Raw genomic sequence first — 24,205 nt, 5'->3', positions numbered from 1 at the left:
GGGCTGGCAACGAACGCCACGCGTGACTGTAGCGTGACGGCCGTGAAGTCCTACTCCTCCATCACGCTCGCGGCGTGCGTCGCGGCGTTCGTTCTACCGCTGGCAACCTCGGGCACGGCAACCGCGGCCGGCTCGTGCCCGACCGCCGCACCGCAGAGTGGCGGGACACCCGAATGGACGCTGACCGGGACCACCGGCAGCGTTGCGGTCACCGGATCCACCGATACGACCGCGCCGCGGATCAGCGTGACGGCGCCGTTCAGTGTGACGCAGACCCAGGTGCAGACGTTGCACGCCGGCGACGGGCCCGTGGTCCCGGGCACGGCGAAGGTCTCCGTCTGCTACATGGGCGTCAACGGACGTGACGGCTCGGTGTTCGACAGCAGCTACGAACGCGGCGCGGCGGTTGACTTCCCCCTGACCGGAGTCGTGCCGGGCTTCCAAAAGGCTATTGCCGGACAGAAAGTCGGGTCCACCGTTGCGGTCGCGATGACCTCCGCGGATGGCTACCCGAACGGTCAGCCCAGCGCCGGCATCCGCCCGGGCGACTCACTCGTCTTCGCGATCAAGATCCTCAGCGCCGCGGGCTGAGCGCTGATTTTTGCAGCGCCTGAATCGTTTTCAACATGCGGGCCAGCGCGTGCTACCCTGGCCGCTTGGATGTTTTTGGTACATCCAATTTGAAATGAGAGAAGTAAGTAAATGGCACAGGGAACTGTGAAATGGTTCAACGGTGACAAGGGCTTCGGCTTCATCACCCCTGACGAGGGCGACAAGGATCTCTTCGTCCACTACTCCGAGATCCAGGGCAGCGGCTACCGCTCACTCGAGGAGAACCAGCGGGTTCAGTTCGAGGTTGGGCAAGGCGCCAAAGGACCCCAGGCAGTAGGAGTCACAGCGGTCTAGGGAACTCACATACCTGACAGTGGGCTGGTGCGGTAATTCGCACCAGCCCACTTTGTTTCATCCACTCAACTGGTCACCCGGAAACGCTTGATCCGTGACGTCATTCCGGACACCAACTCGACTCGGCTTCTTGGCAATTGAAGATGCTCGGCCAGTAGTCGGGCGACCGCCTCGTTTGCTTTGCCCTCCATCGCCCGCTCCCGGACGTAGATCGTCAGCTCGCCATCAGGGCCGACTTCGACTAGCGGTCCCTTTCGGCTGCCCGGCTTGACCTTCACGACGACGAAGTCGTTCATGCTCGTGCCGGAAGCCGGCCGACGTGCGCCGAGCGTGAAGCTACGGCGAGAAAACGAAAATTACGCCGTGGCTTCACGTTCGGCGGCCCGATGCAGCTCGTGCCTGCCATCCCATGCCGCCGCCGATTACCCGGGCGGCACCAGCGGCGGGCGACACGCGTTGGAGGTCGGATCCCACCACCAGCCGTTGTCGCATGCCAGTGGCTGCGGGCCGACACCGAGCGGCCTGCACACGTTAGCCGTCGGGTCCCACCACTGGCCCGGATCGCATGCCAAGGGTTGCGGGCCGACACCGAGCGGGCGGCACACGTTGGCCGTCGGGTCCCACCACTGTCCGGGGTCGCACCCAAGCGGTAACGGCGCCCCGGCGGGTCGACACATGTTGGCCTTCGCGTCCCACCACTCGCCGTCGGCGCATTGGGCCGAACTCACCGCAGGCGTCATGATCGTCACGGCGGCCATCGACCCCAACGCCCCCGTCACGACCACCAGCGCGTCGCGAACCAACATCTTCATTTGCGGGCCCTCCCCCTTTCGGCGATACACATCATCGAACCGAGCCCGCGCATAGAGGTCAAGGTCCGTCGGGCGCGGCTAGCGTGAATGCTGTGACGGTTGCTACTCAACACTTGGATGACGAAGCCGACATTCGCCGGCGAACCGACCAGCTGGCCGGCGCGATCCGCGCCGCGGATCTCGAAGCCGTGATGTCGATCTACTTGCCGGACGTGGTGTCCTTCGACCTCGAACCGCCCCTGCAACACGTGGGGGCGCCAGCTAAACGACGAAATTGGGAGCGTGTCTTCGCGGCATACGAGCACCCACTCGGCTACGAGATTCGCACCCTCACGGTCACCGTGGGCGACGACGTCGCATTCGCACACAGCCTGAATCGGCTCAGCGGCACCTTGAAGAGCGGAACGACGACCCCCGGCTTCTGGGTCAGAGCGACGACGTGCTTCCGCAAGCTCGACGGCCAGTGGTTCATCGCGCACGACCACGTGTCGGTGCCCCTGGATGTGCCGACCGGCGCCGGGCTGCTGCACCTGCGGCCGTGAGATTGGCAGTAGTTGGCAGTCCGTTGCGTCGACCTGGCAGCGCCCATGAAGTGCGATGACAGACAAAGGTCGGAACGAAACGCGCAAGGAGGAACGACGACATGCCACAACTCGCACTTCGGCAGGCCACCATCGAATACCAGGAATTCGGACCGCAGGACTCACCGCACGCGCCGGTCCTGTTCGTTCACGGCATCCTGGTCGACGGGCGGCTGTGGCGCGAGGTCGCCGACGGCCTGGCGCGTCGGGGGTTCCGTTGCATCGTGCCCACGTGGCCCCTGGGCTCGCACCGCATCCCGGTCAACGACGCCACCGCGTTATCGCTGCCCGGCGTCGCCGAGCTGGTCAACGACGCGCTCGTCGCCCTCGATCTTTCCGACGTGACGCTGGTCGGTAGCGATACCGGAGGCGGGATATGCCAACTGGTCGTCGACGCCCATCCGGAGCGAATCGGCCGTCTGGTGCTCACCAACTGCGACGCCTTCGAGAAGTGCCCGCCCTTCCCATTTGACCTCGCATTCGGATTGCTTCGCGGCCCCGCCTCGATCAAGGCGCTATTCGCACAGATGAAACTGCGGGCGTTACGCCAGTCGCCGCTCGGCTTCGGCCTGCTGATCAACAAGCCCGACCCGGACCTCACCGCCGCCTGGCTGCAACCCTGCCTCAAGGACTCGCGTATCTGCCGCGACCTCGCGGCGCTGGCGCGTAGCGTGGCCCGATTCGATCTCACCGAGGTGGCCACCCGCCTGCCCCGGTTCACCAAGCCCGTCAAGCTGGTGTGGGGCCAACGGGACCGCTGCTTCACCCCGGGCCTGGGCCGGCGCCTCGCGGCGTTGTTCAGCAACGCGAAACTCATCGAGGTACCCGACGCGAAAACCTTTGTCTCCCTCGATCAGCCGGGCGCGGTGATCGACGCGATAGTGGCAATCGCGGCAGTGAAGGCTTAGCGCCCCGATCCCCCATCGGCCCGATGATGTTTTTCGATAAGACGGGCTAAATTCCGCTCGCTGTCTTAGCCTGTCTAAGGGATAGTCGGCGCGCGTGCCGGCGTATCGGTCTGACGGCTTGGGCGTGGGGATCCGATATGGCAGAGCAGGTCGTCGGAAGGCGAGCTGAGGAACAGGCCCTAGTCGACTTTCTCGATCGTCTGCCGCATGAGCCATGCGCGCTCGTCATCGAGGGCGAGCCGGGTATCGGCAAGACGACCCTGTGGTTGGACGCGCTGGACCGGGCTCGTAGCCGTGGCCTACGGACGCTGAGCTGTCGCGCCGCGTCCGCCGAGTCGGTGCTGGCCTACACGGTCCTGGCGGACTTGCTGAGCGACGTGGACGACTCGGTTTGGGCGGACCTGCCGATTCCCCAGCAGGAGGCCCTGGACGGCGCGCTGTTGCGTTGCCGGGTTGAGGCCCACAACATCGATCCCGGGGCGGTGGCAGCGGCGTTTGTGACCATCATCGGCCGACTCGCCGCCGAAAATTCGGTGGTGATCGCGATCGACGACCTGCAGTGGGTCGACACGTCCAGCGCGAGCGTGGTGTCGTATGCCGCACGACGGCTTCCGGCCGGGGCGGCCATATTGTGCACGACACGCACCCAGGAGGCGGCGGCAAGGCTGCAGCTGCCCAACCCCGACGGTGTGCGTCGAATCCGGCTGCGGCCGTTGACGGTTGGCGAATTGCACCAGGTCGTGCTTCTTCGGCTGGGTCGCTCGGTCACCCGCCCCACGTTGTTGCGGATTCACGAAATGGCCAGTGGTAATCCATTTTTCGCGTTGGAACTCGCTCGGGAAGTCCGCGCTCAGGCCCGCACTGCCGGATTGAGCTTGCCGAGCAGCCTCAACGAGGTGGTCCGTTCACGGATCGGCCGGGTTGGTGCCGAGGACGTTCTGCTTGCGATGGCCAGCCTGCCCGATCCGACGGTGCCGCTGGTGGCGCGCGCCACCGACGCGACGCCGGATCAGGTGGTGGCGTCGCTCGGTGAGGCCGAGGTCCAAGCGGTGGTAGTCGTCGACGGCAACCAGCTCCGCTTCACCCATCCGATCCTGGCGCACGGCGTCTACAGCGCCGCGTCGCCCGGCCGCCGCCGCGAAATGCACCGGCGCCTGGCCGAACTCGTCGACGAGCCCGAGTTGCGCGCACGCCACCTCGCCCTGTCGGACGCGACTGGCGAACCCGAAACGATAGAAGCCCTGGACGCCGCGGCGGAATTGGCGCGCAGCCGGGGCGCCCCGGCGGCCGCAGCCGAGCTACTGGAGCTGGCGATCGGGCTCGGCGGGGATTCCCCGGAGCGCCGAATCCAGTCGGCCGCATACCACTTCAACGCCGGAGATGCCGAGCGTGCCAGGGCGGTGCTCGAGCAGACCGTCGAACGGCCCGCGCCCGGAAGGCTGCGCGCGGCGGCGTTGCGGCTGCTTGGGCAATGGACCTTGCTCGACGGCAGCTCGCGCGAAGCCGCCGAGCTGCTCGACCGCGCGCTCGGCGACGTCGGGAACGACCTCGCGTTGCGCACGATGATCCTGGTCCCGCTGTCCTTCGCGCTGCTCAACATCGGCCAACGAGATCGCGCCGCTCGCAGCGTCGAGGATGCCGTCGCCAGTGCCCAGGCGCATGGGGACCCGGACCTTCTCAGCCAGGCGCTGGGCATGCAGGTAATGGTGCGTTTCCTGCTCGGCGGCGACCTCGACGAGTCACGCCTGCAACGCGCACTCGAGTTGGAGGATTCCCGAGCCCCGGTCTCCGCGCAGCTGCGCCCGAAGATGCACAGCGCGATACTGCTGGCCGCAACCGGCCGCCTCGACCAGGCGCGAGCGGAATTTCAGGCCATCCGGCGAGATCACATCGAGCGCGGCGAGGAAAGCGACTTGCTGCTGTTTGCGTTTCACAGCGGTCTCTGTGAAATTTGGCGCGGCGACTTCGCCGAAGCAACTCTGATCGCCGATGACGCCATGGAGCGCGCGTTGCAGCTGGGCCGGGATTTACCGCTCGCGGTGGCCCTCATGCTGCGGGCCGCGACCGCGGCCTACATCGGAGCGGAGGATGAGGCCAGGGGCGACGCCGCCGAGGCGCTCGCGGTGGGCGCGCGGTGCGACTCCCCCGGCTTGGTGACGGTGTGGCCGATCACCGTCTTGGGCTTTCTTGATGTCTCCGTTGGAGACTACGAGGCCGCATTGAAAACTCTTGAGCCGCTGCTGGATACGTTCCACGAGGCGCCGGAGGGCACCGAGATCTATGTCGCGCCCTTTCTTCCCGATGCCATCGAGGCGTTGATCGGTCTGGGCCGCTTTGACGACGCCGAGCCGTTGGTCGAAGCCCTTGAGCGCAACGGCCGGCGGCTCGATCGCCCCTGGATGCTCGCCACCGGCGCCCGCGGACGGGCCATGTTGCAGGCCGGGCGCGGCGATCTGAGGGCGGCCACGTCGACCGCCGAGCGCGCCATGGCCGAGCACAAACGCCTGCCGATGCCGTTCGAGCGCGCCCGCACCGAGCTATTGCTCGGTCAGCTGCAACGACGGCAACGACGTCGCGACGCCGCCGCCGCGACCCTGCAGGAGGTGCTGGAGACCTTCCAGCGACTCGGCAGCCCGGCATGGGCCGGCCGCGCCGAGGCCGAATTGGCGCGCGGGGTCCAGGTCAGGCGGCGTGGGCAGGGTTTGACCGCGACCGAAGAGCGCGTCGCAGAGCTCGCCGCGTCCGGGATGATCAACCGCGACATCGCCGCCGCGCTGTTCGTCAGTCCGAAGACGGTGGAGGTCAACCTCAGCCGCGTCTACCGCAAACTCGACATCAAATCCCGCGCGGAGCTGTACCAAGCGCTGCAAGCGTGGAAATCGGAAATCCGCGATGGGTGAATAAGTCCCCGATCGTCGCGATGAGTTCCGGGCGTGCCACCAGTCATACCTATGAGATAGGAGTAATCGACAGCGCCCAAGGAAGAGGTTGGATGCCATGCCCACCACCAATACGCCTTTACCGCCAATCGTCGATCAGCAGACCTGGCGCGCCGCGCTCGACGACCTGCGCAAGCGCGAGAAGGCCGCCACCCGGGAGCTGGATGCGATCGCCGCCCAACGGCGCCGGCTACCCATGGTCGAATTGCCGGACTACACCCTGATCGGGGCCGACGGACCCGTCCGGCTGGCGGATGTGTTCGGTGGCCGGTCGCAGCTCATCGTCTACCACCACATGTGGTCCGACGGCGAGGAGTGGCAGTGCGGCGGATGCACGGGCTTCACGTCGCAGTTCACCCGGCTCGAGTTCCTCGACAACTACGACGCCCGCTTCGTCATCGTCACCAACGGACCGATCGACGAGGCGCTTGCCTACAAGCGCAAGGTCGGTAACCGGATGGAGTGGTATTCATCGTCGGCGAGCTCGTTCGGCGCCGACATGGACGCGCCGCCCGGCGGGGGCTTCGGGGTCAACGTGTTCCTGCGTGACGGCGCCACCGTCTACCGCACCTGGCATACGAACGGGCGGGGCACCGAGCAGCTCAGCCACTCGTTCGGCCTGATCGACATCCTGCCATGGGGCCGTCAGGAGGAATGGCTCGATTCGCCCCAAGGCTGGCCGTCCCGCCCGACATACTCGGGGTGGCTCGACTCCCCCGATATCGCCCGGGCCTACGGAAGTAAGGACAACGGATGACCACGACCGCCGAACGCCACGTTGCCACCCGCACCATCGCCGCGAGGCCCGAAGAGATTTTCGCCGTCCTCGCCGACCCCGCCCGCCACTGCACCACCGAGCCCACCGACTGGGTCCGCGACGCGGTGGACGCCGGGCCGATCACGGCCGAAGGGCAGATGTTCGCGATGAACATGTTCCTCGCCCAGGCCGGCGGTCACTACGTGGTCCACAACCTCGTGAATTTGTTCGACAAGGACCGCGCGATCGGGTGGATGCCGGGCCAGCTCGACGACGCGGGCAAACACAATCCCGGTGGCTGGTTCTGGCGTTACGACCTCGCCCCGAACGGCGATGGCACCGACGTCACCCTCACCTACGACTGGAGCGGTACGTCGCAGGAATTCCGCGAACAGGTCGGCGAGCTACCCATCTTCGGCGAGGACTACCTCGCCGCCTCGCTGGCGACGCTGGAGCGGGCCGTCGCGGCTGACGAATGAGCGCAGCCCTGTGGTACGCCAAACCGACGGGAACAAACCTATTTTCCTGTGCTGCTACCAAATAAAGACGAGGAGATCGAATTCCGCCGTTTTCGCCTAGACCACGTGTTTTAGGCGCGCGTTTTGCTCGATAACCGGCCTTCCGAATTGGCTTCTTAATTCGTGCCATCCGGTTTACCTTGGTAGAACTCCAAGCCAGGCTTCAGCGACGTTGGGTCGGTGAATGCGGCAGTCGGGAAGGCGCGCAATGAATTGGGTGGCGGCGTGGTGGCGACGGCCTGACCACTTCGACTGGCTGACCGGCTATCTGCAGGCGCACGGGTTAAGCACCCCCACCCGCCGCATCCTGGCCGGCGTTTCGGCCTCGCTGGCATTGTGGCCGGCAAACATTCTGTGGGGAACTAAGCCGTTTTTCCCGGGCCTTACGCTCGCCGCCTCGGTGGTGGCCGGAGTGATCGGGCTAGTCATGGCGATGCTGTGGTTGACCCGCTGGCCCACGCGCCGCCAATCGATCTTTTTCGCGATGACGGGCAGCGCGAGCATCGTGATCGGTTGCCTGACGCAAACCCAACCGATCGTCGCCCTAATGGCCTGCTCGGCCTTGGCCGTGTCGGGCGGCTACCTCGCGTTTTTCCACACCGCCCGATATATGGGCGTGAATTTCTTGCTGGCCGGCGCGGCGGGCGCCGTCGAGGTGGCCCGTCTGGTCGCTGCCGGCGAGGCGACGCTGGCCTTCACCGGCTACTTTCTCGTGCTCGAACTCAACGTGGTCGTCCCCTTCGCCATCCATATCGTCATCCGGGCGTTGGGCGTCGACCTGTTGCGCGCCGACCGCGACCCGCTTACCGGCCTGCTGAATCGGCGCGCCTGCGACCGAGCCATCATCGGCCGGATGCTGGCCGGCCACGACCATATGTTCCTGGCCGTGGCCATGGTCGACCTCGACCACTTCAAGGCGGTCAACGACAGCAGAGGGCACGCCGCGGGCGACGAGGCGCTCGTCGCGGCGGCCCGGGCGTTGACCGCCGTGTGCCATGACAGCGCGGTCGTCGGCCGCGTCGGCGGGGAGGAATTCCTGATCGCGGACATCGTCACGACACAACGGCCGCAGGGATGGGGCCACAAGTTCTGCAACGCGGTTGCGGCGATTCCCGCGTCGGTAACGGCCAGCGTGGGCACCGCCACCCTGGCGTTGCGCAGCGTGGGTTGCGACGACGTGGAACAGGCATTGCGCCAGCTGGTCGCCGATGCCGACACCGCCATGTACGAAGCCAAGAGATGCGGCGGAAACCAAGCCCGCCACCACCGCGCCCCCGCCCCGGCGACGATGTCCTGACGCAGCGTCCCCCGCAGCGCGATCTAGATGCTGCGCCAAACGGCGCGCGCTGTCTTAGCCTGTCTAAGGCGCAATCGTGCCTGCGACGAGGGGCGCGCCCGGGCATGGGGATTCGATATGGCAGAGCAGGTCGTCGGTCGGCGAGCTGAAGAACGAGTCGTTGCCGAATTTCTCGACCGCGTGCCGCGTCAGCCGTGTGCCCTTGTCATTGAAGGCGATCCCGGGATCGGCAAGACCACGCTTTGGATGGACACGGTAGACCGAGCCCGTGTGAGTCGCTTCCGGATCTTGAGCTGTCGCGCGGCCGCCGCGGAATCGGTGCTGGCCTACACCGTGTTGGCCGATCTTCTCGGCGATGTCGACGACTCGATCTGGGCAGACTTGCCGCAACCGCAACAGCAAGCCTTGGACGGCGCGCTGCTGCGGCACCGCATGGAGGCCCATACCATCGATCCCCGGGCGGTTGCGGCGGCCCTCGTGACGGTTATTGGGCGGCTTGCTACCGAAGGTCCGGTGGTGATCGCGATCGACGATCTGCAATGGGCGGATACCTCCAGCGCGAATGTGGTGGCCTATGCCGCGCGGCGGCTTCCAGCCGGCGCGGCCTTACTGTGCACGACCCGGACCGACGAGGCCGCTTCGCGCCTGCAGCTGCCCAGTCCGGACGGGGTGCACCGAATCCGACTGCGGCCCTTGTCTGTTGGTGAGCTGCATCAGGTCCTGTCGCTGCGGCTGGGCCGCTCGATCGCTCGCCCTACGTTGCTGCGTATCCACGAGATCGCGAGCGGGAATCCCTTTTTCGCATTGGAACTGGCCCGGGAACTCGGCTCCCACGGCCGCACCTCCGAGTTGAGCATGCCGGGCAGCCTCAACGACCTGGTCGAGTCGAGGATTGGTCGGGCCGGCGCCCCAGACGCGCTGCTCGCCATGGCCAGCCTGCCCCATCCGACGGTGCCGGTGGTGGCCCGCGCGACCGGCTCGACGCCCGATCAGGTGGTGGCGTCGCTCGGAGAGGCCGAGGTGCAGGCGGTGGTGGCCATCGAGGGACACCAGCTTCGCTTCACCCATCCGATCCTGGCGCACGGCGTCTACAGCGCGGCGCCGCCGCAGCGCCGCCGCGAAATGCATGGGCGTCTGGCCGAACTCGTCGACGAGCCCGAGTTACGCGCCCGCCATCTGGCCCTTGCCGACACGTCCGGAGAGGCCGAGACGGTAGCCGCGCTCGACGCGGCCGCCGTCATCGCGCGCGACAGGGGGGCACCTGCGGCCGCCGCCGAACTGCTCGAACTTGCCCTCGGTCTCGGGTTCGACGACCCGCGACGCCAGATCCGTTGTGCGACCCACTATTTCGACGCGGGCGACCCCGGTCGCGCGCGGCAAATCCTCGACGCGGTCTTAGCCGCGCTGCCGGCTGGCCCGATCCGTGCCGAGGCCTTGCATCAGCTGGGCTTGGTGCGCCTCTACGACGACAGCTTCCCCGAGGCGGCCGAGGTACTCGAGGCCGCGTTACGCGACAGCGGCGGTGACGCCAGCTTACGGGTGGGTATTTCGATCAGCTTGTCGTTCGCCCTCCTCAACGCCGGGCGACCCGAGCACGCATATGCGTGTGTTCAGCAGGCCGTGGCCGACGTCGAGCGGCTCGGCGCCAGTGCGTTGCTGAGCCCGGCCCTCTCGATGCGGGCGGTGATGGACTTCATGGCCGGCCAGGGCTTCGACCGCTCTGCCCTGGATCGCGCTGTCGAGATGGCAGAGCCCAGCTCCCGCATTCCTTTCCCGTTCCGGCCGCACGTGCAGATGACACTTTTGCGCGCATGGACGGGGGAACTCGAGCAGGCGCGTGAGGACCTTGCGGAGCTAGGTCAGCAATGTCTCGCCCTCGGCGAGGAAGCTGAGCTGATCTTCGTCGCCTTTCACCTTGTTTTATTTGACATCTGGCTCGGAAGACTGGATAGCGCGGCCAGTACCGCCGACGCGACGATGGAACGAGCGGCACAACTCGGCGGGGACTTACCGCTGTTTATTGCGCTGACGCTGCGCGCTGCGGTCGCCGCCTACGTCGGCCGACTCGACGATGCCCATCGCGATCTGGGCGAGGCAATCGCGGCGGGCCAGCGCTGCGGCTCAACGCGTTTGGCCGAGTGGCCTCCGACGCTGGCCGGGTTTGTCGAGGTCTCCCGCGGTGACTATCAAGCGGCACTCGGCGCTCTCGAGCCATTGCTGCCGATGGTGCGGAGCTTCCCGGAGACAAGTGAGATCATCTCGTCGTCGTTCGTTCCCGAGGCGGTCGAGGCGATGATCGCACTGAACCGCATCGACGAAGCCGAACCATTGGTTGAAGCCCTGGAGCGCAACGGCCGCCGGCTTGATCGCGCGTGGACGCTGGCCGTAGGGATGCGTTGTCGTGCGATGTTGCAGGCGGCACGCGGTGATGTTGCCGCCGCGCTGACAACCGTCGAGCGGGCTATGGGCGAGCACCAACGCCTGGCAATGCCGTTCGAGCGCGCCCGCACGCAGCTGTTCCTGGGTCAGTTGCAACGTCGCCATCGTCGTCGCGAGGCCGGTGCCGCGACCGTGAGCGACGCCCTGCGGACTTTTGAGCGCCTCGGCACCGCGGCATGGGCCGCGCGCGCCGAAGCGGAATTGGCGCGCTGCGTTCAAGGCAGGCGGCGCGAGCAGGGGCTGACCGCGAGCGAAGAACGCGTCGCCGAGCTGGCTGCCTCGGGCATGATCAACCGCGACATCGCCGCCGCATTGTTCATCAGCACCAAAACGGTTGAGGTCAACCTCAGCCGCATCTACCGCAAACTCGGCATTCGCTCTCGCGCGGAGCTCTACCAAGCCCTCCAAGTTGGTAAATCAGAATCCGATATGAGTAGGTAAACCCCTGATGTAAGCGGCCGCCCGCATCTATAGCGTGGCCGGGGTGGCGAGCATCGACGCGGGAACACACTCGTTTCTTGTCGAGTGGTATGGGCCGCGCGCGCCCGCGCACTGGATCGGCGAAACCGCTCAACGCCTGAACGACCGCGCCGCGGCAATTTCGGCCCGCGGCGGACAGGTCCGATTGCTCATGGCCGTGGCCGTCCCCTCGGACGACTACGCGTTCGGCGTGTTTGCCGCCGCGTCGGCCGAAGTTGTCGCCGAAACCTGCGCCGACGCCGACGCTCCCCCGGAACGGATCAGCGCCGCCGTCGGTTGGTGGCAGGGGCAGGATTTTCGCTCACCGAGCGAGATATAGAGTTCCGAGTCCCACGGGCGATCCTGCCCTGCCGGGATCGGCGCGCGTTCCGCCTCCCGGCGTTGACGATCTCCTTGACCGTTGCGATCAGCCGGTCAGGCCTATCCCGCAGTGCACCAGCGGCGGCCCGGGCGACAAGGCGCGTCGTGAAAAGCTGTGACGGGCGGACCTCATGATTAAGGACGCGAAGAAGCGTCTGTGTGGCTTTGGGATCGGCGGCGACATCCTTCATCAAGCGCGTATTGAACGGAGTCGAAGCGCCCGGCGTACCAAAATCGTGGGCGAGCCAATGCATTTCATAGGCGTCATCGTCGCGCCACTGCCACCACCGCTGCATGGCCTCGTCGGGTGCCGTGTCGCCGAGCCCGGCCTCGATGGAATCGGCCAGCCGCCGGGCCTGGCGGAACGCGTCGCCGATGCCCTGCCCCGGCGATGGATCCTTGAAGTGGCCCGCGTCGCCGACGAGGACCCATCCGGGGCCGGCGGTCTCCCGGAAATACCCATGCCACTTCGTCACTACCCGGATCGGGCCGACGCGTCGCCCGTCTCCGATTACGTCGGCGAGTTCCGGCCAGGTCCGCAGACCGGCGGCGAAGTTGGCGTCACGATTCGCATGAAACTCGGCTTGTTTCGCCATATCGATACCGATCGCGGCCATGTAGAGATCACCGTCGGTGGGCCCGGCGAGGAACGCCAGGTCTCCGCGGCGCCCAAGCCGCGCGTGCCCTTCCCGATCGCGTACCTGCTCGAAATATGCCCAGGCAAACATCTTTCCGGGCTCGGCAACGTGGTATTCGCGGGCCCCGGCCAGCGCGGCGATCGTCGAGTGGCGGCCGTCGGCGCCGACGACCAGCTGCCCGTGGATTGGGCCGGCGGCCGTGTCCACACCGGTAACGCGCCCGTCTTCGGTCACGAGATTGGTGACGCGCAGGCCCGTGCGGACATCGGCGCCCGCCGCAGCCGCCGCCTCGACCAGCAACGTATCCAGCGTCACCCGCCGGACGCACAGGCCGCGGGGAGTCTTGAGCGCGGGGTCGACCGTCGCCTCGATCCGCACGGCGTCATCGATCACCATCGTCATGCGGTCGAGCGGCACGGCGCCGGCCGCCAAGACGCCGTCCAGCACGCCGAGCTGCTCCAGCACCTGCACGCCGCTGGACTGGACTATGTGAGTCGACGGCGTCTCCGACGGAAATTGGGCACGGTCCACCAGGCAGACGCTCAATCCCCGGCGCGCGAGCATCGTCGCCAGGGGCGAGCCGGCGCAGCGCGCACCCACCACCACGACATCGAATCCGTTCACATCGCTCCCCCAATCGCTCGACGACCCACTGCCACCGACGCTACCCGAAGATTAAGGGAATTGTAAGGACATTCTTAGATTACGTTTAGGTCAAGCCGGGAGTGCCGGCGTACCCTCGGCGCCCGAAAACGCCGAATACATTTGTCCACATAGTGATTCGTGGCATCTCGCAATTGATCGCCCCTTGGCCCAAGGGTGATATCCGGCTTCTCCGGGCGGCGCGTCTTTCTTAGATAAGCTGCGCGCTCGACCCGCCCGCGTCCCCGGGTAAGGTCGGCGCATGACCGCTCTGCGAACCCAGGTCTGTGTAGCCGGCGGCGGTCCCGCCGGACTCGTCCACGCCCTTCTGCTGGCCCGCGCCGGCGTCCAGGTCGTCGTGCTGGAAAAACACAACGATTTCTTGCGCGACTTCCGCGGCGACACCGTGCACCCGACCACCCTGCGGATCATGGACGAGCTGGGGTTCGTCGACGAGTTCTTACGCCTGCCCCACACCAAGATCACCCGCGTTGCCTTCGACGCCGACGGGACACTTCGCACCTTCGGTAACTTCAGCGCGCTCAAACGGCTGGGTTTCAACCAGCCCTACATCGCGCTGATGCCGCAATGGGACTTCCTCGACTTCCTGGCCGAAAAGGCAAGCGCGTACCCGGAATTCACCTTGATCCGCAACGCCGAGGTCAAGGAGCTCATCTTCGACGGCGACCGGGTCACCGGGGTACGCACACCGGAACTGGAGGTGCATGCCGAGCTGGTGGTCGGCGCGGACGGACGCAAGTCCGCCGTGCGGGAGGCCGCCGGCCTGAACCTCGCCGCCGCGCACTCCCCGATGGACGTGTTGTGGTTCCGGCTGAAATGGCGTCCCGGCGATCCGCAAGAGCTCTTCGGGGTCGCCCGTAGGGGTCTGCTCATGGCCATGATCTACCGCGGCGACTACTGGCAGGTCGCCCATCTCATGCCCAAGGGAACCGATCCGCGCGACGGTTCGCTGGAGGCGTTCAAGGAACGCCTGGTCGCCGCGCTACCGCAGCTGCGCGAACACGTCAACGACCTGCACTCCTGGGACGACACCAGCCATCTCGACGTGCGGGTTGACCGGCTCGAGAAATGGTGGCGCACAGGGCTTTTGTGCATCGGCGATGCGGCGCACGCGATGTCTCCGGCGGGAGGGGTCGGCATCAACCTCGCGGTCGCCGATGCGGTCGCCGCGGCGAATATTCTGTGCGCCCCACTTCGCGAAAACCGATTGACCGATGCGGATCTCGCCAAGGTTCAGCGCCGCCGCGAGCTGCCCACTCGAATCATCCAGGGCGGCCAGGTCTTCATCCAGAACCGAGCTGTCGAACCCAATTTGACCGGCGACCTTTCCCCGATCAAGATTCCCAGCTTCATCGGTCGCGGTCCCCTGCAGTTCATCCCGCCGATCATCGTCGGACGCGGCTTCCGCCCGGAGCACGTACGCACGCCCGACGTACACGCGTCCTAGGGGTCAGCGCGCGAGCGGTTCGAACATGTGCGCCAGGTCTATGCCGAGTTGCCGAGCGACGTGGCTGGTGTCCCAATACTCGCGCCAGTGAGTGGTCGCGCCGTCGCGGACCTCGACGAGTTGCCGCGACGCGCGCCTCAGGCCTGGGGCCCCTCCGAGGGCGGCCAGTGCGCGCCGGGCGAGGCATCGCCGGGTTCGGCGTGCTCGCCACGGGCCAGCGGCACCCACTGCTCGGTCGGCGCGGGCTGCTTGGAGGACGGGAAGTCCCGCAGCGGACCCGACGGCTTGGCGTCCCACTTGGCGAAGGTCAGCGGGGTCCGCAGCCAGCAGTGCAGCAGGTTGTAGGCCGCCTCCAGCGAGTCGATGTGGGTGCGCTCCCAACCGTGACTGCCGTCGAGCCCGAAGCCGACCAGGGCGGCCCTGGTGCCCGCGCCCGCTTCGATCGCGGCGGCGGCGTCCGAGCGGTAGTAGCGAAACACGTCCCGTACGAAGGGAATCTTTTGCTCCGCGGCGAGCCGGCACAGCTTGCGGGTCAGGTGGTAGTCGAACGGGCCGTGCATGTCGGCCATCGGAATCGTCACGCCATCCTCGATGGAGTGCTGGCCGGGCGCGCACACAGCGTTGTCGACCGAGATCAGCTCCGCGACGTCAGCGGGCAGGCCGTGGCTGGCCCCGTGGCCGACCTCCTCGGTGATGGTGACCATGATCGTGGTGCGGTGCGGCAGCACAACCTTGTTCTCCGAAAAGTGCTTGGCCAGTGCGAGCGCGATCGCGACGCCGGCCTTGCCGTCGAGGTGACGGGAAACAATGAAGCCGTCGGCGGTGAGCTCGGGGCTGGCGATCAATGCGACAAAGTCGCCGACGTTCACGCCCAGCTTGACGAGGTCTTCCCGCGAGGACACCTTGCGGTCGACGCGGACCTCGACGCTCTCCCAGTCGGTGGGTTGGGTGTCGATCTCGTCGCCGAACCTGTGCCCACTTGCCTTGAGCGGCAAGACCGTTCCCGTGATGAACTCGTCGGGGTCGTCGCTGAAAATCCGCACGCGGGCGCCCGTGGCGAATCGCGCCGAGAAGGTGCCGACCGGAATCAGCTCGAGGCGGCCGTTGTCCTTGAGGTCGCGCACCATGCAGCCGATGGTGTCCGCGTGAACCGCCAGCGCCCGGTCGATGGTCGCGGACTCCCCCGGCAGTTCGGCGGTCAGCGCACCGCGGCGCGTCAGGGTGAACGGCACCCCGAAGTCGTCGAAGATGTCGCCGATGAGCTGCATGACCGCATCCGTGCGCCCCGCCGGACTCGGGGTCTGCAGCAGTGCGAGCAGCGTGTCGATCATCCACGCGCGGTCGGCCTCCGCCATGGCCGCGGTTTGGCGCACGGTTTCTCCTTCCCGGTTCGTTCGGAATCAGGGTTCAACCTACCGGTTCGCGCGGGGACGGAAGGGTGCAGCCGCGACGTCAGCCGGGGTGGCGCAACAGGGGAAATTTATTTCCGTCGTTGCTGCAAAATCGAGTTAGGCTCCTCGATGTCCGGGTCACATACATATGAGGAGCCCGCCATGAAAGAGGACGCGCAGGGACACGAGGAAAAAGACATCCGCCGGCTCCGCGAATTCGCCACATTCGACAAACTCTCGGATAGTGATTTGCAGCGCATTGTCTCGGCGGCACATCACACCTCCACGTCCGCGCCGTTGCCGCTCATTCATGAGCAGACCCCTTCGGACGCCTGCTACATCCTGCTCACCGGTGAGGCCGGCGTCTACGTCGGCCAGGACCGCGTTGCCCTGGTAGGGCCGGGCGAAGTGATCGGCGAATCTGCGCTCCGCCGTGGGAAGCTGCGCTCCGCGACGGTCACGACGACCGGGCCGTCCGAGGTCCTGCGCATCGAGCGCGACGACCTGGCCCGTTTGCTCGACGAGATTCCAGCACTGCGCGAAACCATGGACGCGACGGTGGCGCGACACGCGCCCGTCGCCGTCCCCGAGCAGACACCGAAGCCGAAGCCCACGCACCGCAGGGTGGACGCTTTGGTCCCGACGGAGTTGGTCGAGCGGTTCGAGCAGGCCGCGGAGGGCGCGGGTGTGCGTGTCTCGGCCGCGCTCGAGGACGCTCTCACCCAGTGGATCCAGCGAAACGGCACAAGGTAGCCGCCTACGGATTCACATTCGGGCAGATCTGCTTGATCCAACCGGTGACCAGGTCCCTGTTGGCGTTCAGGTCGGGGTCGCTGGGTTGCGCGCCGACGGTGGTGACGAAGTGCTCGATCGCCGCCTTCACCGGATCCGGCGGGCTGTACTTCTCGAGCGTGTCGGCGGCTTTGCGCGCGCTTTCCGGTTTCGCCGCCACCATCAAATTGTCCTTGGCGAACGAGATGTCCAGGCAGGTCGATTGGTCGAGCGGCGCGGCGGGCGCCGAGGAGGTGGCGGGCGTCGTCGGTTGCGACGGCGCCGCCGTCGGCGAGCCCGGCTTCGACGTCTCACTCGACGCCGAAGCCGACGAAGAATTACCGTCCGAGCAGCCCGCCGTGATGACGGCGATGGCGACTATTCCTGCGAGCGCCGTTGGTTTAACCCGCACCAGACACTCCTTTGCCCGACGATGTATTTGCTGCAGGCACCTTACCGGCAATTCCGTTTCGGCGCCGTCTCAAAAGCTGGATCGGGTTATGCCGATTCCATTTTCGCGATCAGATCGCCAAGGGCGAGGATCCGCTGGGCGTCGCGCACGTGCAGGCTCTCGATCATCCGGCCGTCGACCGTTATGACGCTGTTCCCAGCGGCCTGGGCCTGTTCATAGGCCGAGACGATCTTGCGGGCGTCGGCCAGCTCGCTGTCCGACGGGCCGAACACGTCATTCGCCGGCCCGATCTGGGACGGGTGAATGAGGGTCTTGCCGTCGAAACCCATCTCCCGGCCTTGCCGGGCCTCGGCGCGGAAGCCGGCCTCGTCGGTGATGTCGTTGAAGACGCCGTCCAGGACGACCTTTCCGGCGGCCCGCGCCCCCAACACGGCCAGCGACAACGCCGTCAACACCGGCCCGCGACCGGGCAGGTGCAATCCGTGCAGATCGTTCACCAGATCGTTGGTGCCCACCACCATTGCGGCCAAGCGGTCGCTGGCCGAGGCGATCTCCTCCGCCCGCAGGATGGCCCGGGGCGTTTCGATCATCACCCACAGCCGCAACGAGTCGGCCGCGCCGAGCTCGTCCAGCGCCCCCGTCAGCGCCCGGACCTCTTCGCCGGTCTCGACCTTCGGCACCAGCACGCCGTCGGCGGGCGAACCGGCCACCGCCGCCAAATCGTCCTCGTGCCAGTCGGTGCCCAAGCCGTTGATGCGCGCCACGATCTCGCGCGGTCCGTAGGTCCCGGACGAGATGGCTTCGCACACCCGCGCCCGCGAGTCGGCCTTGGCATCGGGGCCCACGGCGTCCTCGAGGTCGAAAATGAGGACGTCGGCCGGCAGCGTCTTCCCCTTCTCCAGGGCTCTGGCGTTGTTGCCGGGCAGGTAGAGGGCGGATCGGCGCGGGCGCAGCGTCGGTGGCATGTCACGACAGTAGGGCCTTTGGGATAAGCCCCGCCCAGAGTGGGAAATCCCCGGGGTGGGAAAAGGGAGGAGCAGCTCATGCAGCGTCACGAAATCCGGTCACTCGCGGACCTCGCGGGTGAGGGCACCCGCGTGCTCACCACGCTCGTGCGCGACACGCACAGTGGCATCGCGCGGCGCGTCTTCGGCGCCGTCGGGCCGGTGTCGAAACCCGTGGAGGTCGTCCACAACACGGCCGCCGCGGCGACGTATCACGCCGTCGACCGCGCGCTTCGGGCCGCCTTGCGCGGCGCCGGTGAGCTGGCCGCCGAGACGCGCGGCAGCGACGAGGACGAGACGGTCGAAGCCAACCCCAGGGTCGCCGGCGTCATCGCCGCGCTCAACGGCATCTACGGCGACGAGCTGACCGACCGCGGAAACGGCTTCGCGCTGACCATGCGGGTGCGCCACCGCGGCAGGCCGGTCGCGATGACCGGCCCGGATCTCGGCGCGGCGTTCCCCCGGGCAACCGGCCGGATCGCGGTGTTCGTGCACGGCTGGTGCATGACCGAGATGTCGTGGTGGCGCCGCCCGCGCGACGGCGAGGAGGCGAAGTCCTACGGCGCGCGGCTGCGCGACGACCTGGGATTCACCCCGGTCTACCTGCGGTACAACACCGGGCTGCACATCTCCGACAATGGGAAATCGCTCGCTTTCCTGCTGGATCGGCTGCGGGGGCTGTGGCCGGTCCCGGTCGAGGAGATCGCGCTGATCGGTCATTCGATGGGCGGCCTGGTGATCCGCAGCGCCTGCCACTACGGCACCCAGCATGAGCACGGCTGGCCCGACGCCGTCGGCCACGTCGTCTGCCTGGGCTCGCCACACCTGGGCGCCGACCTGGAGAAGGGCGTCAACGCCGCGTCCTGGGCGTTGGCCCGGCTGCCCGAAACCCGGGCCCTGTCTTCGTTTCTCAACGCCCGCAGCTCGGGCACCAAGGACCTGCGCTACGGCGCGCTGCTCGACGAGGACTGGCGCGAATGCGACCCCGACGAGTTCCTGCGTGACCGGTGCAACGAAGTGCCCTTCCTCTCCCACGCCACCTACCACTTCGTGGCAACCAGCGCGGGCCCGGGCGCGTTGGGCGCCGTGCTCGGCGACCGCCTGGTGCGCCCGCACAGCGCGTCCGGCGCGGGCAAGTCCCGGCAGATTCCGTTCGACCCGGATCACGGGCTCACGCTCACCGGCCTGCACCACTTCGATCTGCTCAACCACACCGACATCTACGCGAAGTTGCACGACTGGCTCGCTCAGCCGCGGCCGGACTCCCCGGGTTAGCCCTTGGATTCGCGCCACTCCCGCTCGAACGGCAACCGCCAGGCGTTGGGGGCGATCAACTGGTGGATGGCGTTGGGGCCCCACGTTCCGGGCTGATACATCTTGGCCGGGGGCGGTTCGGTGAGCAGTTCCTCCGAACGCTCCCAAAGAGATTCGATGCCCTCGGCGGTGGTGAACAGCGTGTGATCGCCGCGCATCGCGTCGAGGATCAGCCGTTCGTAGGCCTCGAGCACGTCGGCGACGGTGTCGATCTCCTGCGAGGAAAACTGCATGGACAACTTGTCCAGCTTCATTCCCGGGCCGGGCCGCTTGCCGTAGAAGGACAGTGAAACCTTGGAGTTGTCGGCGAGGTCGAACGTGAGGTGGTCGGGGCCCTGTGTCCCCACCCCCGATCCGGGCGGAAACATCGTTCGCGGAGCCTCTTTGAACGCGATCGAGATGATACGGATGCCCTCGGCCATCTTCTTGCCGGTGCGCAGGTAGATCGGCACGCCGGCCCAGCGCCAGTTGTCGATGCCCACCTTGAGCGCGATGAAGGTCTCGGTGTCGGAATCGCTCGCCACCCCGTTCTCGTTGCGGTAGCCGTTGTACTGGCCGCGCACCACATTGGAAGGCTTGACGGGCAGCATCGACCGGAACACCTTGTTCTTTTCCTCGCTGATGGCGAACGGCTCGAGCGCCGTCGGCGGCTCCATCACCACGAAGGCCATCACCTGGAACAGGTGGGTCACCACCATGTCCTTGTAGGCGCCGGTTTCCTCGTAAAAGTTGGCCCGCTGATCCAGCCCAAGCGCCTCGGGGATGTCGATCTGGATGTGATCGATGAAGTTGCGGTTCCAGATCGGCTCGAACAGGCCGTTGGCGAAGCGGAACGCCAGGATGTTCTGGGCGGCCTCTTTGCCCAGGAAGTGGTCGATGCGGAAAATCTGTGATTCCTCGAACGTTTCGTGCACGAAGTCGTTCAGGGCGACGGCGCTGGCCAAGTCGGTTCCGAACGGCTTCTCCATGACCACGCGGGAGCGCTCGACGAGCTTGGCGTCACTCAGCATCGTGATGACACTGCGCGCCGCTTTGGGCGGGACCGACAGGTAGTGCAGTCGGCGCACGTTCGGCCCCAGGTTGTTTTCGGCCTCGGCGACCGCTTCGGCGAGGGCTTCGGGCCCGGCGCTCTGCGGGACGTAGCGGATGATCTTCGCGAAGTTGTCCCACTGCTCGGAGTTGAGCTTGTGCGTGCCGAACGCCTCGATCGCGTTCTTGGCGAGCTCGCGGAATTCGTCGTCGCTGAAGTCTTCCAGCGACGTCGCGACGATTTGGATATCGGGGGCAAGCTCGGACTGGTCCAAGTAGGCCAGGCCCGGGATCAGCTTGCGCTTGGCGAGATCCCCGGTCGCGCCGAACAGGACGATGACGTGGGGATCGAGGCGTTCTGTGTCGTGGCGGCGCGGGCGTTTCTCCGGCGCCGGATAAGAGATCGTTTGCGGTTTCTTGTCGGCCACTCTTGCGATCCTTCCATCGCCGCGCCCTCATTGCAGCCCCACGTTGAGATCGATCTGCGCGGTTACCGATCGCGCGGCGGGGTATGGAAAGCGATATGACCGGACCCGACCGAGACCAGCTGAGCCACGCCGAGGAGCTGGAGAACATCGTCGACGAACTCGACGAGAAGGTGGCCAACGAGCGGGAGGCCGAGGGCGTCCCGGGCAAGCCCAGCGACCGCGAACGAGACGCTGCCGATGGTGGCCCGCAGGACGAGCCGCCAGACTGATCCCTAGCCCGCCGCGGGCGGGCCGAACCACATGGTGAGCGCGTCGGCGAGGGGTCGTTCCCCCACCCAGGCGACGTATCCGTCGGGCCGAATCAGCACCGCGTCCGGGGCGGTGACGGTGCCAAGCGCCGGAAGCTCCCATGCGCCAACGCTTTTCGCGTCGATCGACTTGACTCGGTCCGACCACCCAGGTACGTCCAAGGCGCCGGGCTCGGCGAGGTTGAGCAGCACGGCCCGCGCATCGTGCAGCAGGGCGAAGGTCCGCACCGGGCCGTCGGCGGTGACCAGGTCGAGATCGGGCATCCGACGGCCGAGCAGCGGGTGCCCCTCGCCGAGGCCGTAGTGGATGTCGAGCCCCGACATCATCGCGCCGAATCGTCGCCGGGGCTCGGCCATGCCGAGGAGATCGGACATGACCTCCCGCAAGGCCTTCGTCCGGTCGTCGGGGCGAAGCAGCGCCATTTGGGCCATGGCGTTGCGCAGCACGCGCGCCCCGACCGGGTGGCGTTCGGTGTGGTAGGTGTCCAGCAGGCTTTCCGGGGCCGTTCCCTTGGCCACCTGGGCCAGCTTCCAGCCCAGGTTCACCGCGTCCTGCATACCGGTGTTGAGGCCCTGCCCGCCGATCGGGTGGTGCACGTGCGCGGCGTCGCCCGCCAGCAGGACCCGCCCGTCGCGATAGGTCGCCGCCTGCCGCGCGGCGTCGGTGAACCTGGAAATCCATGCGGGACTGCGGATCCCGTAGTCCGTCCCGTAGACCGCGACGAGCGCCTCGCTCAGGTCGCGCAGGGTGGGTTCGCCGGCGGGCGTGACCTGCCGCTCGGTCACCATGACCCGCATCGGGCCCCCGTCCGCCACCAGGCTGAGCGAATGGACACCGAGGGCGTCGTGGCGGATGCCCCAGCGCGGCGCTTCCCCGGCGTCGAAGTCCATGTCGACCTCGGCGAGTAGGTAGCTCATCGTCGGGTCCCACCCCGGGAAGTCGATGCCGGCCGATTTTCGCACCGAACTGCGTCCCCCGTCGCACCCGACGACGTATTCCGCGCGCAGAAACTGGCCGTCGGACAGCACGACGTCGACGCCGGCGTCGTCCTGCGCGACGCTGGTCACCTCACGCCCGCGATAGATCGGCACCTTCAGCTCGTCGACCCAGCCGGCCAGGATGCGCTCGATGTGGATCTGCCACAGCGCGAGCCCGTACGGGTGTCGGGTGGGAAAGTCGCTGATGTCTAACCGAATCTGCGCGAACCCGGCTACCTGCGCCACCTGGCCTTCGACAAGGAAACGGTCGGCGATCCCGCGCTGATCGAGGACCTCGATCGTGCGCGAATGCAATCCGCCCGCCCGCGCCCCGATCAGCTCCCGGCCGGCGCGCCGCTCGACAATGGCAACGTCGACGCCCGCCAAAGCCAACTCGCCCGCCAGCATCAGCCCGGTCGGGCCTCCCCCGGCGATCGCTACCGCATGCTCGGCCAACGGCAACACACTCATCCCCTGTAACCCCCAGATTTCATTCCGCTTTCGCTTCGACCAGCGATTTTGCGGCATGACCCCGGTCTTGCCGCAAGCCCCCGGGTGCGTAATATGTTGAAGTGGGACGGATTAAAAGCCGTCCCCTTCTTTTACATCCGATGTGGGTTTTCGATAAACCACCAACCGCCTTCTGAGATCTGAACTACGGTTCAGACGAATGGCGGTTGCACGCTCCCAAAATGGCGGTGAAATACTTGGCAGCGCGTCCGCATCAGCGCATCTGACCAGAGAGTGACGGGATGGGTCTACGCCGTGCAGGCCCCCTCGGCCACACCCGCCGATACAAACTGCGACTGCGCGCCGACTCCGGAAGCGGTTTTTACGGCAAACACCAGGTCCGTTTGCTGCGGATCTACTTGGGCACCACGACATTCCTGTACGCCTACGGCGTGGTGTTCACGACTGTGATTGTGCTTCACCCCGACCGCCCGCGGGGCAATCCGGTCGGGGGCATGGTGGCGATCGTCCTCGGTATCGCGGCGCTGGCCTGGCTGGCGGTCCGGCCCGACAAAACCGGGCCGGCGACGGCCGCGGCCATCGCGGCGACGCCGATCGTGATGGCTTTCCACATCGCGATCACCGCCGAATTCGCCTGCCTGATCGCGCCGATGTTCCTGGCGATGTACCTGCGCGCGTTCTACTCTCCACGCCGCGGCATGGTCCTGGTCGGCGTGCTCGCCCTGGCGTGCGTTGCCGGCCTCGCGTTCTCGCACACGGCCAACTTCTACCTCGACTACCTCATCTTCGTGATCGCGATCGTCGGGGCCGCCGAGTCGTTCGGGTTGGTGACGCGAACACTGGTCGCGGCGGCGTGCACGGATCCCCTCACGGGTCTACTCAATCGCGCTGGCTGGGAAATCGCGACCGCCGACCTGCTGGCGCGATCGCGTTCGACGTCCACCGTCATCACCGTGGTCGCGCTGGACATCGACAACTTCAAACGCATCAACGACACCGACGGTCACGTCGCGGGCGACCAGCACCTGATCAGCCGTGCGACCGCATGGCAAAAAGTGGCTCCCCGCTACGCCGTCCTGGCCCGGCTCGGCGGCGACGAGTTCGCCGCGTGCATCGCCGAGCGCGCGGGTCCGGCCCCGAGCGCGGCCGAGCGGTTCGTCGCCGCGGTGCGGCTCCAGACCCCGGGCACGAGCGTCGGGACCGCATCGGCCGGCGGGGCGAGCGCCAACGTCGCCGTGCTGTGGGCGGTCGCCGACGCGAATCTGTACGCCGCCAAGCAGAACAGGACTCCGCAGCGCCGGGATCCCGATCTGCGCCACGCGCTGTAGAAATTGTCTATGCGCCAAGCTGTTTC

23 protein-coding genes are annotated in these 24,205 nt (G+C 66.9%); 15 read left to right on the top strand and 8 right to left on the bottom strand.

Features of this window, described 5'->3' with window-relative positions; translation table 11 throughout:
* The first annotated feature begins 33 nt into the window (after positions 1 to 33).
* Both AC5Y5E_RS26065 and AC5Y5E_RS26060 read left to right on the top strand, forming a co-directional pair.
* On the top strand, positions 34 to 591 hold the full coding sequence (locus tag AC5Y5E_RS26065; protein WP_499906162.1) for an FKBP-type peptidyl-prolyl cis-trans isomerase: 558 nt from the start codon (positions 34 to 36) through the stop codon (positions 589 to 591).
* Between the two features lie 111 nt (positions 592 to 702).
* Positions 703 to 906, top strand: coding sequence for a cold-shock protein (locus AC5Y5E_RS26060; RefSeq protein ID WP_499906161.1), 204 nt, complete (start codon positions 703 to 705; stop codon positions 904 to 906).
* A gap of 65 nt (positions 907 to 971) precedes the next feature.
* Here the strand turns inward: AC5Y5E_RS26060 and AC5Y5E_RS26055 are convergent, their stop codons facing one another.
* Both AC5Y5E_RS26055 and AC5Y5E_RS26050 read right to left on the bottom strand, forming a co-directional pair.
* Complete coding sequence (locus AC5Y5E_RS26055) at positions 972 to 1,202, bottom strand: DUF167 domain-containing protein (protein ID WP_499906159.1); 231 nt, start codon at positions 1,200 to 1,202, stop codon at positions 972 to 974.
* Between the two features lie 126 nt (positions 1,203 to 1,328).
* Complete coding sequence (locus AC5Y5E_RS26050; protein ID WP_499906157.1) at positions 1,329 to 1,718, bottom strand: hypothetical protein; 390 nt, start codon at positions 1,716 to 1,718, stop codon at positions 1,329 to 1,331.
* 92 nt (positions 1,719 to 1,810) lie between these two features.
* On the opposite strand from AC5Y5E_RS26050, the gene AC5Y5E_RS26045 reads away from it, so the two are divergent.
* From AC5Y5E_RS26045 to AC5Y5E_RS26010, 8 genes are all read left to right on the top strand, one after another.
* A complete protein-coding gene (locus tag AC5Y5E_RS26045) occupies positions 1,811 to 2,260 on the top strand; it encodes a YybH family protein (protein WP_499906156.1) in 450 nt (149 codons plus the stop codon).
* 101 nt (positions 2,261 to 2,361) lie between these two features.
* Positions 2,362 to 3,207, top strand: coding sequence for an alpha/beta fold hydrolase (locus AC5Y5E_RS26040; RefSeq protein WP_499906154.1), 846 nt, complete (start codon positions 2,362 to 2,364; stop codon positions 3,205 to 3,207).
* A gap of 137 nt (positions 3,208 to 3,344) precedes the next feature.
* A complete protein-coding gene (locus AC5Y5E_RS26035; protein ID WP_499906152.1) occupies positions 3,345 to 6,107 on the top strand; it encodes an AAA family ATPase in 2,763 nt (920 codons plus the stop codon).
* Between the two features lie 97 nt (positions 6,108 to 6,204).
* Positions 6,205 to 6,903 (top strand): DUF899 domain-containing protein, encoded by a 699-nt coding sequence (locus AC5Y5E_RS26030; RefSeq protein ID WP_499906150.1) that lies wholly within the window; start codon positions 6,205 to 6,207, stop codon positions 6,901 to 6,903.
* Positions 6,900 to 7,382 carry an SRPBCC family protein gene (locus AC5Y5E_RS26025; protein ID WP_499906148.1) on the top strand — a complete coding sequence of 161 codons (483 nt, stop codon included), beginning with the start codon at positions 6,900 to 6,902 and terminating at the stop codon, positions 7,380 to 7,382. The genes AC5Y5E_RS26030 and AC5Y5E_RS26025 overlap by 4 nt, the downstream gene beginning before the upstream one ends.
* Positions 7,383 to 7,629: 247 nt before the next feature.
* Entirely contained in the window at positions 7,630 to 8,718 is a 1,089-nt protein-coding gene (locus AC5Y5E_RS26020) for a GGDEF domain-containing protein (RefSeq protein WP_499906146.1), read from the top strand.
* A gap of 117 nt (positions 8,719 to 8,835) precedes the next feature.
* Positions 8,836 to 11,598, top strand: a complete 2,763-nt coding sequence (locus tag AC5Y5E_RS26015; RefSeq protein WP_499906144.1) for a helix-turn-helix transcriptional regulator — start codon at positions 8,836 to 8,838, stop codon at positions 11,596 to 11,598.
* A 43-nt stretch (positions 11,599 to 11,641) separates the two neighbouring features.
* Positions 11,642 to 11,956: a hypothetical protein gene (locus AC5Y5E_RS26010; RefSeq protein WP_499906143.1), complete on the top strand. Its 315-nt coding sequence runs from the start codon at positions 11,642 to 11,644 to the stop codon at positions 11,954 to 11,956.
* Here AC5Y5E_RS26010 and AC5Y5E_RS26005 read toward each other — a convergent pair.
* A complete protein-coding gene (locus tag AC5Y5E_RS26005) occupies positions 11,898 to 13,259 on the bottom strand; it encodes an FAD-dependent oxidoreductase (RefSeq protein ID WP_499906141.1) in 1,362 nt (453 codons plus the stop codon). The two genes, AC5Y5E_RS26010 and AC5Y5E_RS26005, sit on opposite strands and share 59 nt — an antisense overlap.
* 280 nt (positions 13,260 to 13,539) lie before the next feature.
* Between AC5Y5E_RS26005 and AC5Y5E_RS26000 the strand changes: the two genes are divergently transcribed.
* The gene (locus tag AC5Y5E_RS26000; protein WP_499906139.1) at positions 13,540 to 14,745 is read left to right on the top strand and encodes an FAD-dependent oxidoreductase; all 1,206 of its coding nucleotides are present in this window, start codon (positions 13,540 to 13,542) and stop codon (positions 14,743 to 14,745) included.
* A 137-nt stretch (positions 14,746 to 14,882) separates the two neighbouring features.
* On the opposite strand, the gene AC5Y5E_RS25995 is transcribed toward AC5Y5E_RS26000, so the two are convergent.
* The gene (locus tag AC5Y5E_RS25995) at positions 14,883 to 16,118 is read right to left on the bottom strand and encodes an osmoprotectant NAGGN system M42 family peptidase (protein ID WP_499906137.1); all 1,236 of its coding nucleotides are present in this window, start codon (positions 16,116 to 16,118) and stop codon (positions 14,883 to 14,885) included.
* Positions 16,119 to 16,298: 180 nt separating this feature from the next.
* Between AC5Y5E_RS25995 and AC5Y5E_RS25990 the strand changes: the two genes are divergently transcribed.
* Positions 16,299 to 16,889, top strand: coding sequence for a cyclic nucleotide-binding domain-containing protein (locus tag AC5Y5E_RS25990; protein ID WP_499906136.1), 591 nt, complete (start codon positions 16,299 to 16,301; stop codon positions 16,887 to 16,889).
* Between the two features lie 4 nt (positions 16,890 to 16,893).
* On the opposite strand, the gene AC5Y5E_RS25985 is transcribed toward AC5Y5E_RS25990, so the two are convergent.
* Entirely contained in the window at positions 16,894 to 17,319 is a 426-nt protein-coding gene (locus tag AC5Y5E_RS25985) for a hypothetical protein (protein WP_499906134.1), read from the bottom strand.
* A gap of 86 nt (positions 17,320 to 17,405) precedes the next feature.
* A complete protein-coding gene (locus AC5Y5E_RS25980) occupies positions 17,406 to 18,284 on the bottom strand; it encodes an HpcH/HpaI aldolase/citrate lyase family protein (protein ID WP_499906133.1) in 879 nt (292 codons plus the stop codon).
* 78 nt (positions 18,285 to 18,362) lie between these two features.
* On the opposite strand from AC5Y5E_RS25980, the gene AC5Y5E_RS25975 reads away from it, so the two are divergent.
* Positions 18,363 to 19,598 carry an esterase/lipase family protein gene (locus tag AC5Y5E_RS25975; protein ID WP_499906132.1) on the top strand — a complete coding sequence of 412 codons (1,236 nt, stop codon included), beginning with the start codon at positions 18,363 to 18,365 and terminating at the stop codon, positions 19,596 to 19,598.
* Here the strand turns inward: AC5Y5E_RS25975 and zwf are convergent.
* A complete protein-coding gene (zwf, locus tag AC5Y5E_RS25970) occupies positions 19,595 to 21,094 on the bottom strand; it encodes a glucose-6-phosphate dehydrogenase (RefSeq protein ID WP_499906130.1) in 1,500 nt (499 codons plus the stop codon). The two genes, AC5Y5E_RS25975 and zwf, sit on opposite strands and share 4 nt — an antisense overlap.
* Before the next feature lie 83 nt (positions 21,095 to 21,177).
* Here zwf and AC5Y5E_RS25965 point away from each other — a divergent pair, with 83 nt between their 5' ends.
* A complete protein-coding gene (locus tag AC5Y5E_RS25965) occupies positions 21,178 to 21,363 on the top strand; it encodes a hypothetical protein (RefSeq protein ID WP_499906129.1) in 186 nt (61 codons plus the stop codon).
* A 3-nt stretch (positions 21,364 to 21,366) separates the two neighbouring features.
* Here the strand turns inward: AC5Y5E_RS25965 and AC5Y5E_RS25960 are convergent, their stop codons facing one another.
* The gene (locus tag AC5Y5E_RS25960) at positions 21,367 to 22,836 is read right to left on the bottom strand and encodes an FAD-dependent monooxygenase (RefSeq protein WP_499906407.1); all 1,470 of its coding nucleotides are present in this window, start codon (positions 22,834 to 22,836) and stop codon (positions 21,367 to 21,369) included.
* 344 nt (positions 22,837 to 23,180) lie between these two features.
* Here AC5Y5E_RS25960 and AC5Y5E_RS25955 point away from each other — a divergent pair, with 344 nt between their 5' ends.
* Positions 23,181 to 24,179 carry a GGDEF domain-containing protein gene (locus tag AC5Y5E_RS25955; protein ID WP_499906405.1) on the top strand — a complete coding sequence of 333 codons (999 nt, stop codon included), beginning with the start codon at positions 23,181 to 23,183 and terminating at the stop codon, positions 24,177 to 24,179.
* Positions 24,180 to 24,205: the final 26 nt, after the last annotated feature.

It is taken from the genome of Mycobacterium sp. NGS54 (assembly GCF_059812465.1).
The sequence above is the reverse complement of the archived record's forward strand: the minus strand, read 5'-3'. Positions and strand labels throughout refer to the sequence as shown.

Bases quoted from the DNA above. Each gene is read 5' to 3' on its own strand.
- AC5Y5E_RS26060 (WP_499906161.1), top strand. From the start codon at position 703: ATGGCACAGGGAACTGTGAAATGGTTCAACGGTGACAAGGGCTTCGGC.
- AC5Y5E_RS26055 (WP_499906159.1), bottom strand. From the start codon at position 1,202: ATGAACGACTTCGTCGTCGTGAAGGTCAAGCCGGGCAGCCGAAAGGGA.
- AC5Y5E_RS26050 (WP_499906157.1), bottom strand. From the start codon at position 1,718: ATGAAGATGTTGGTTCGCGACGCGCTGGTGGTCGTGACGGGGGCGTTG.
- AC5Y5E_RS26040 (WP_499906154.1), top strand. From the start codon at position 2,362: ATGCCACAACTCGCACTTCGGCAGGCCACCATCGAATACCAGGAATTC.
- AC5Y5E_RS26035 (WP_499906152.1), top strand. From the start codon at position 3,345: ATGGCAGAGCAGGTCGTCGGAAGGCGAGCTGAGGAACAGGCCCTAGTC.
- AC5Y5E_RS26030 (WP_499906150.1), top strand. From the start codon at position 6,205: ATGCCCACCACCAATACGCCTTTACCGCCAATCGTCGATCAGCAGACC.
- AC5Y5E_RS26025 (WP_499906148.1), top strand. From the start codon at position 6,900: ATGACCACGACCGCCGAACGCCACGTTGCCACCCGCACCATCGCCGCG.
- AC5Y5E_RS26020 (WP_499906146.1), top strand. From the start codon at position 7,630: ATGAATTGGGTGGCGGCGTGGTGGCGACGGCCTGACCACTTCGACTGG.
- AC5Y5E_RS26015 (WP_499906144.1), top strand. From the start codon at position 8,836: ATGGCAGAGCAGGTCGTCGGTCGGCGAGCTGAAGAACGAGTCGTTGCC.
- AC5Y5E_RS26000 (WP_499906139.1), top strand. From the start codon at position 13,540: ATGACCGCTCTGCGAACCCAGGTCTGTGTAGCCGGCGGCGGTCCCGCC.
- AC5Y5E_RS25990 (WP_499906136.1), top strand. From the start codon at position 16,299: ATGAAAGAGGACGCGCAGGGACACGAGGAAAAAGACATCCGCCGGCTC.
- AC5Y5E_RS25980 (WP_499906133.1), bottom strand. From the start codon at position 18,284: ATGCCACCGACGCTGCGCCCGCGCCGATCCGCCCTCTACCTGCCCGGC.
- AC5Y5E_RS25975 (WP_499906132.1), top strand. From the start codon at position 18,363: ATGCAGCGTCACGAAATCCGGTCACTCGCGGACCTCGCGGGTGAGGGC.
- AC5Y5E_RS25965 (WP_499906129.1), top strand. From the start codon at position 21,178: ATGGAAAGCGATATGACCGGACCCGACCGAGACCAGCTGAGCCACGCC.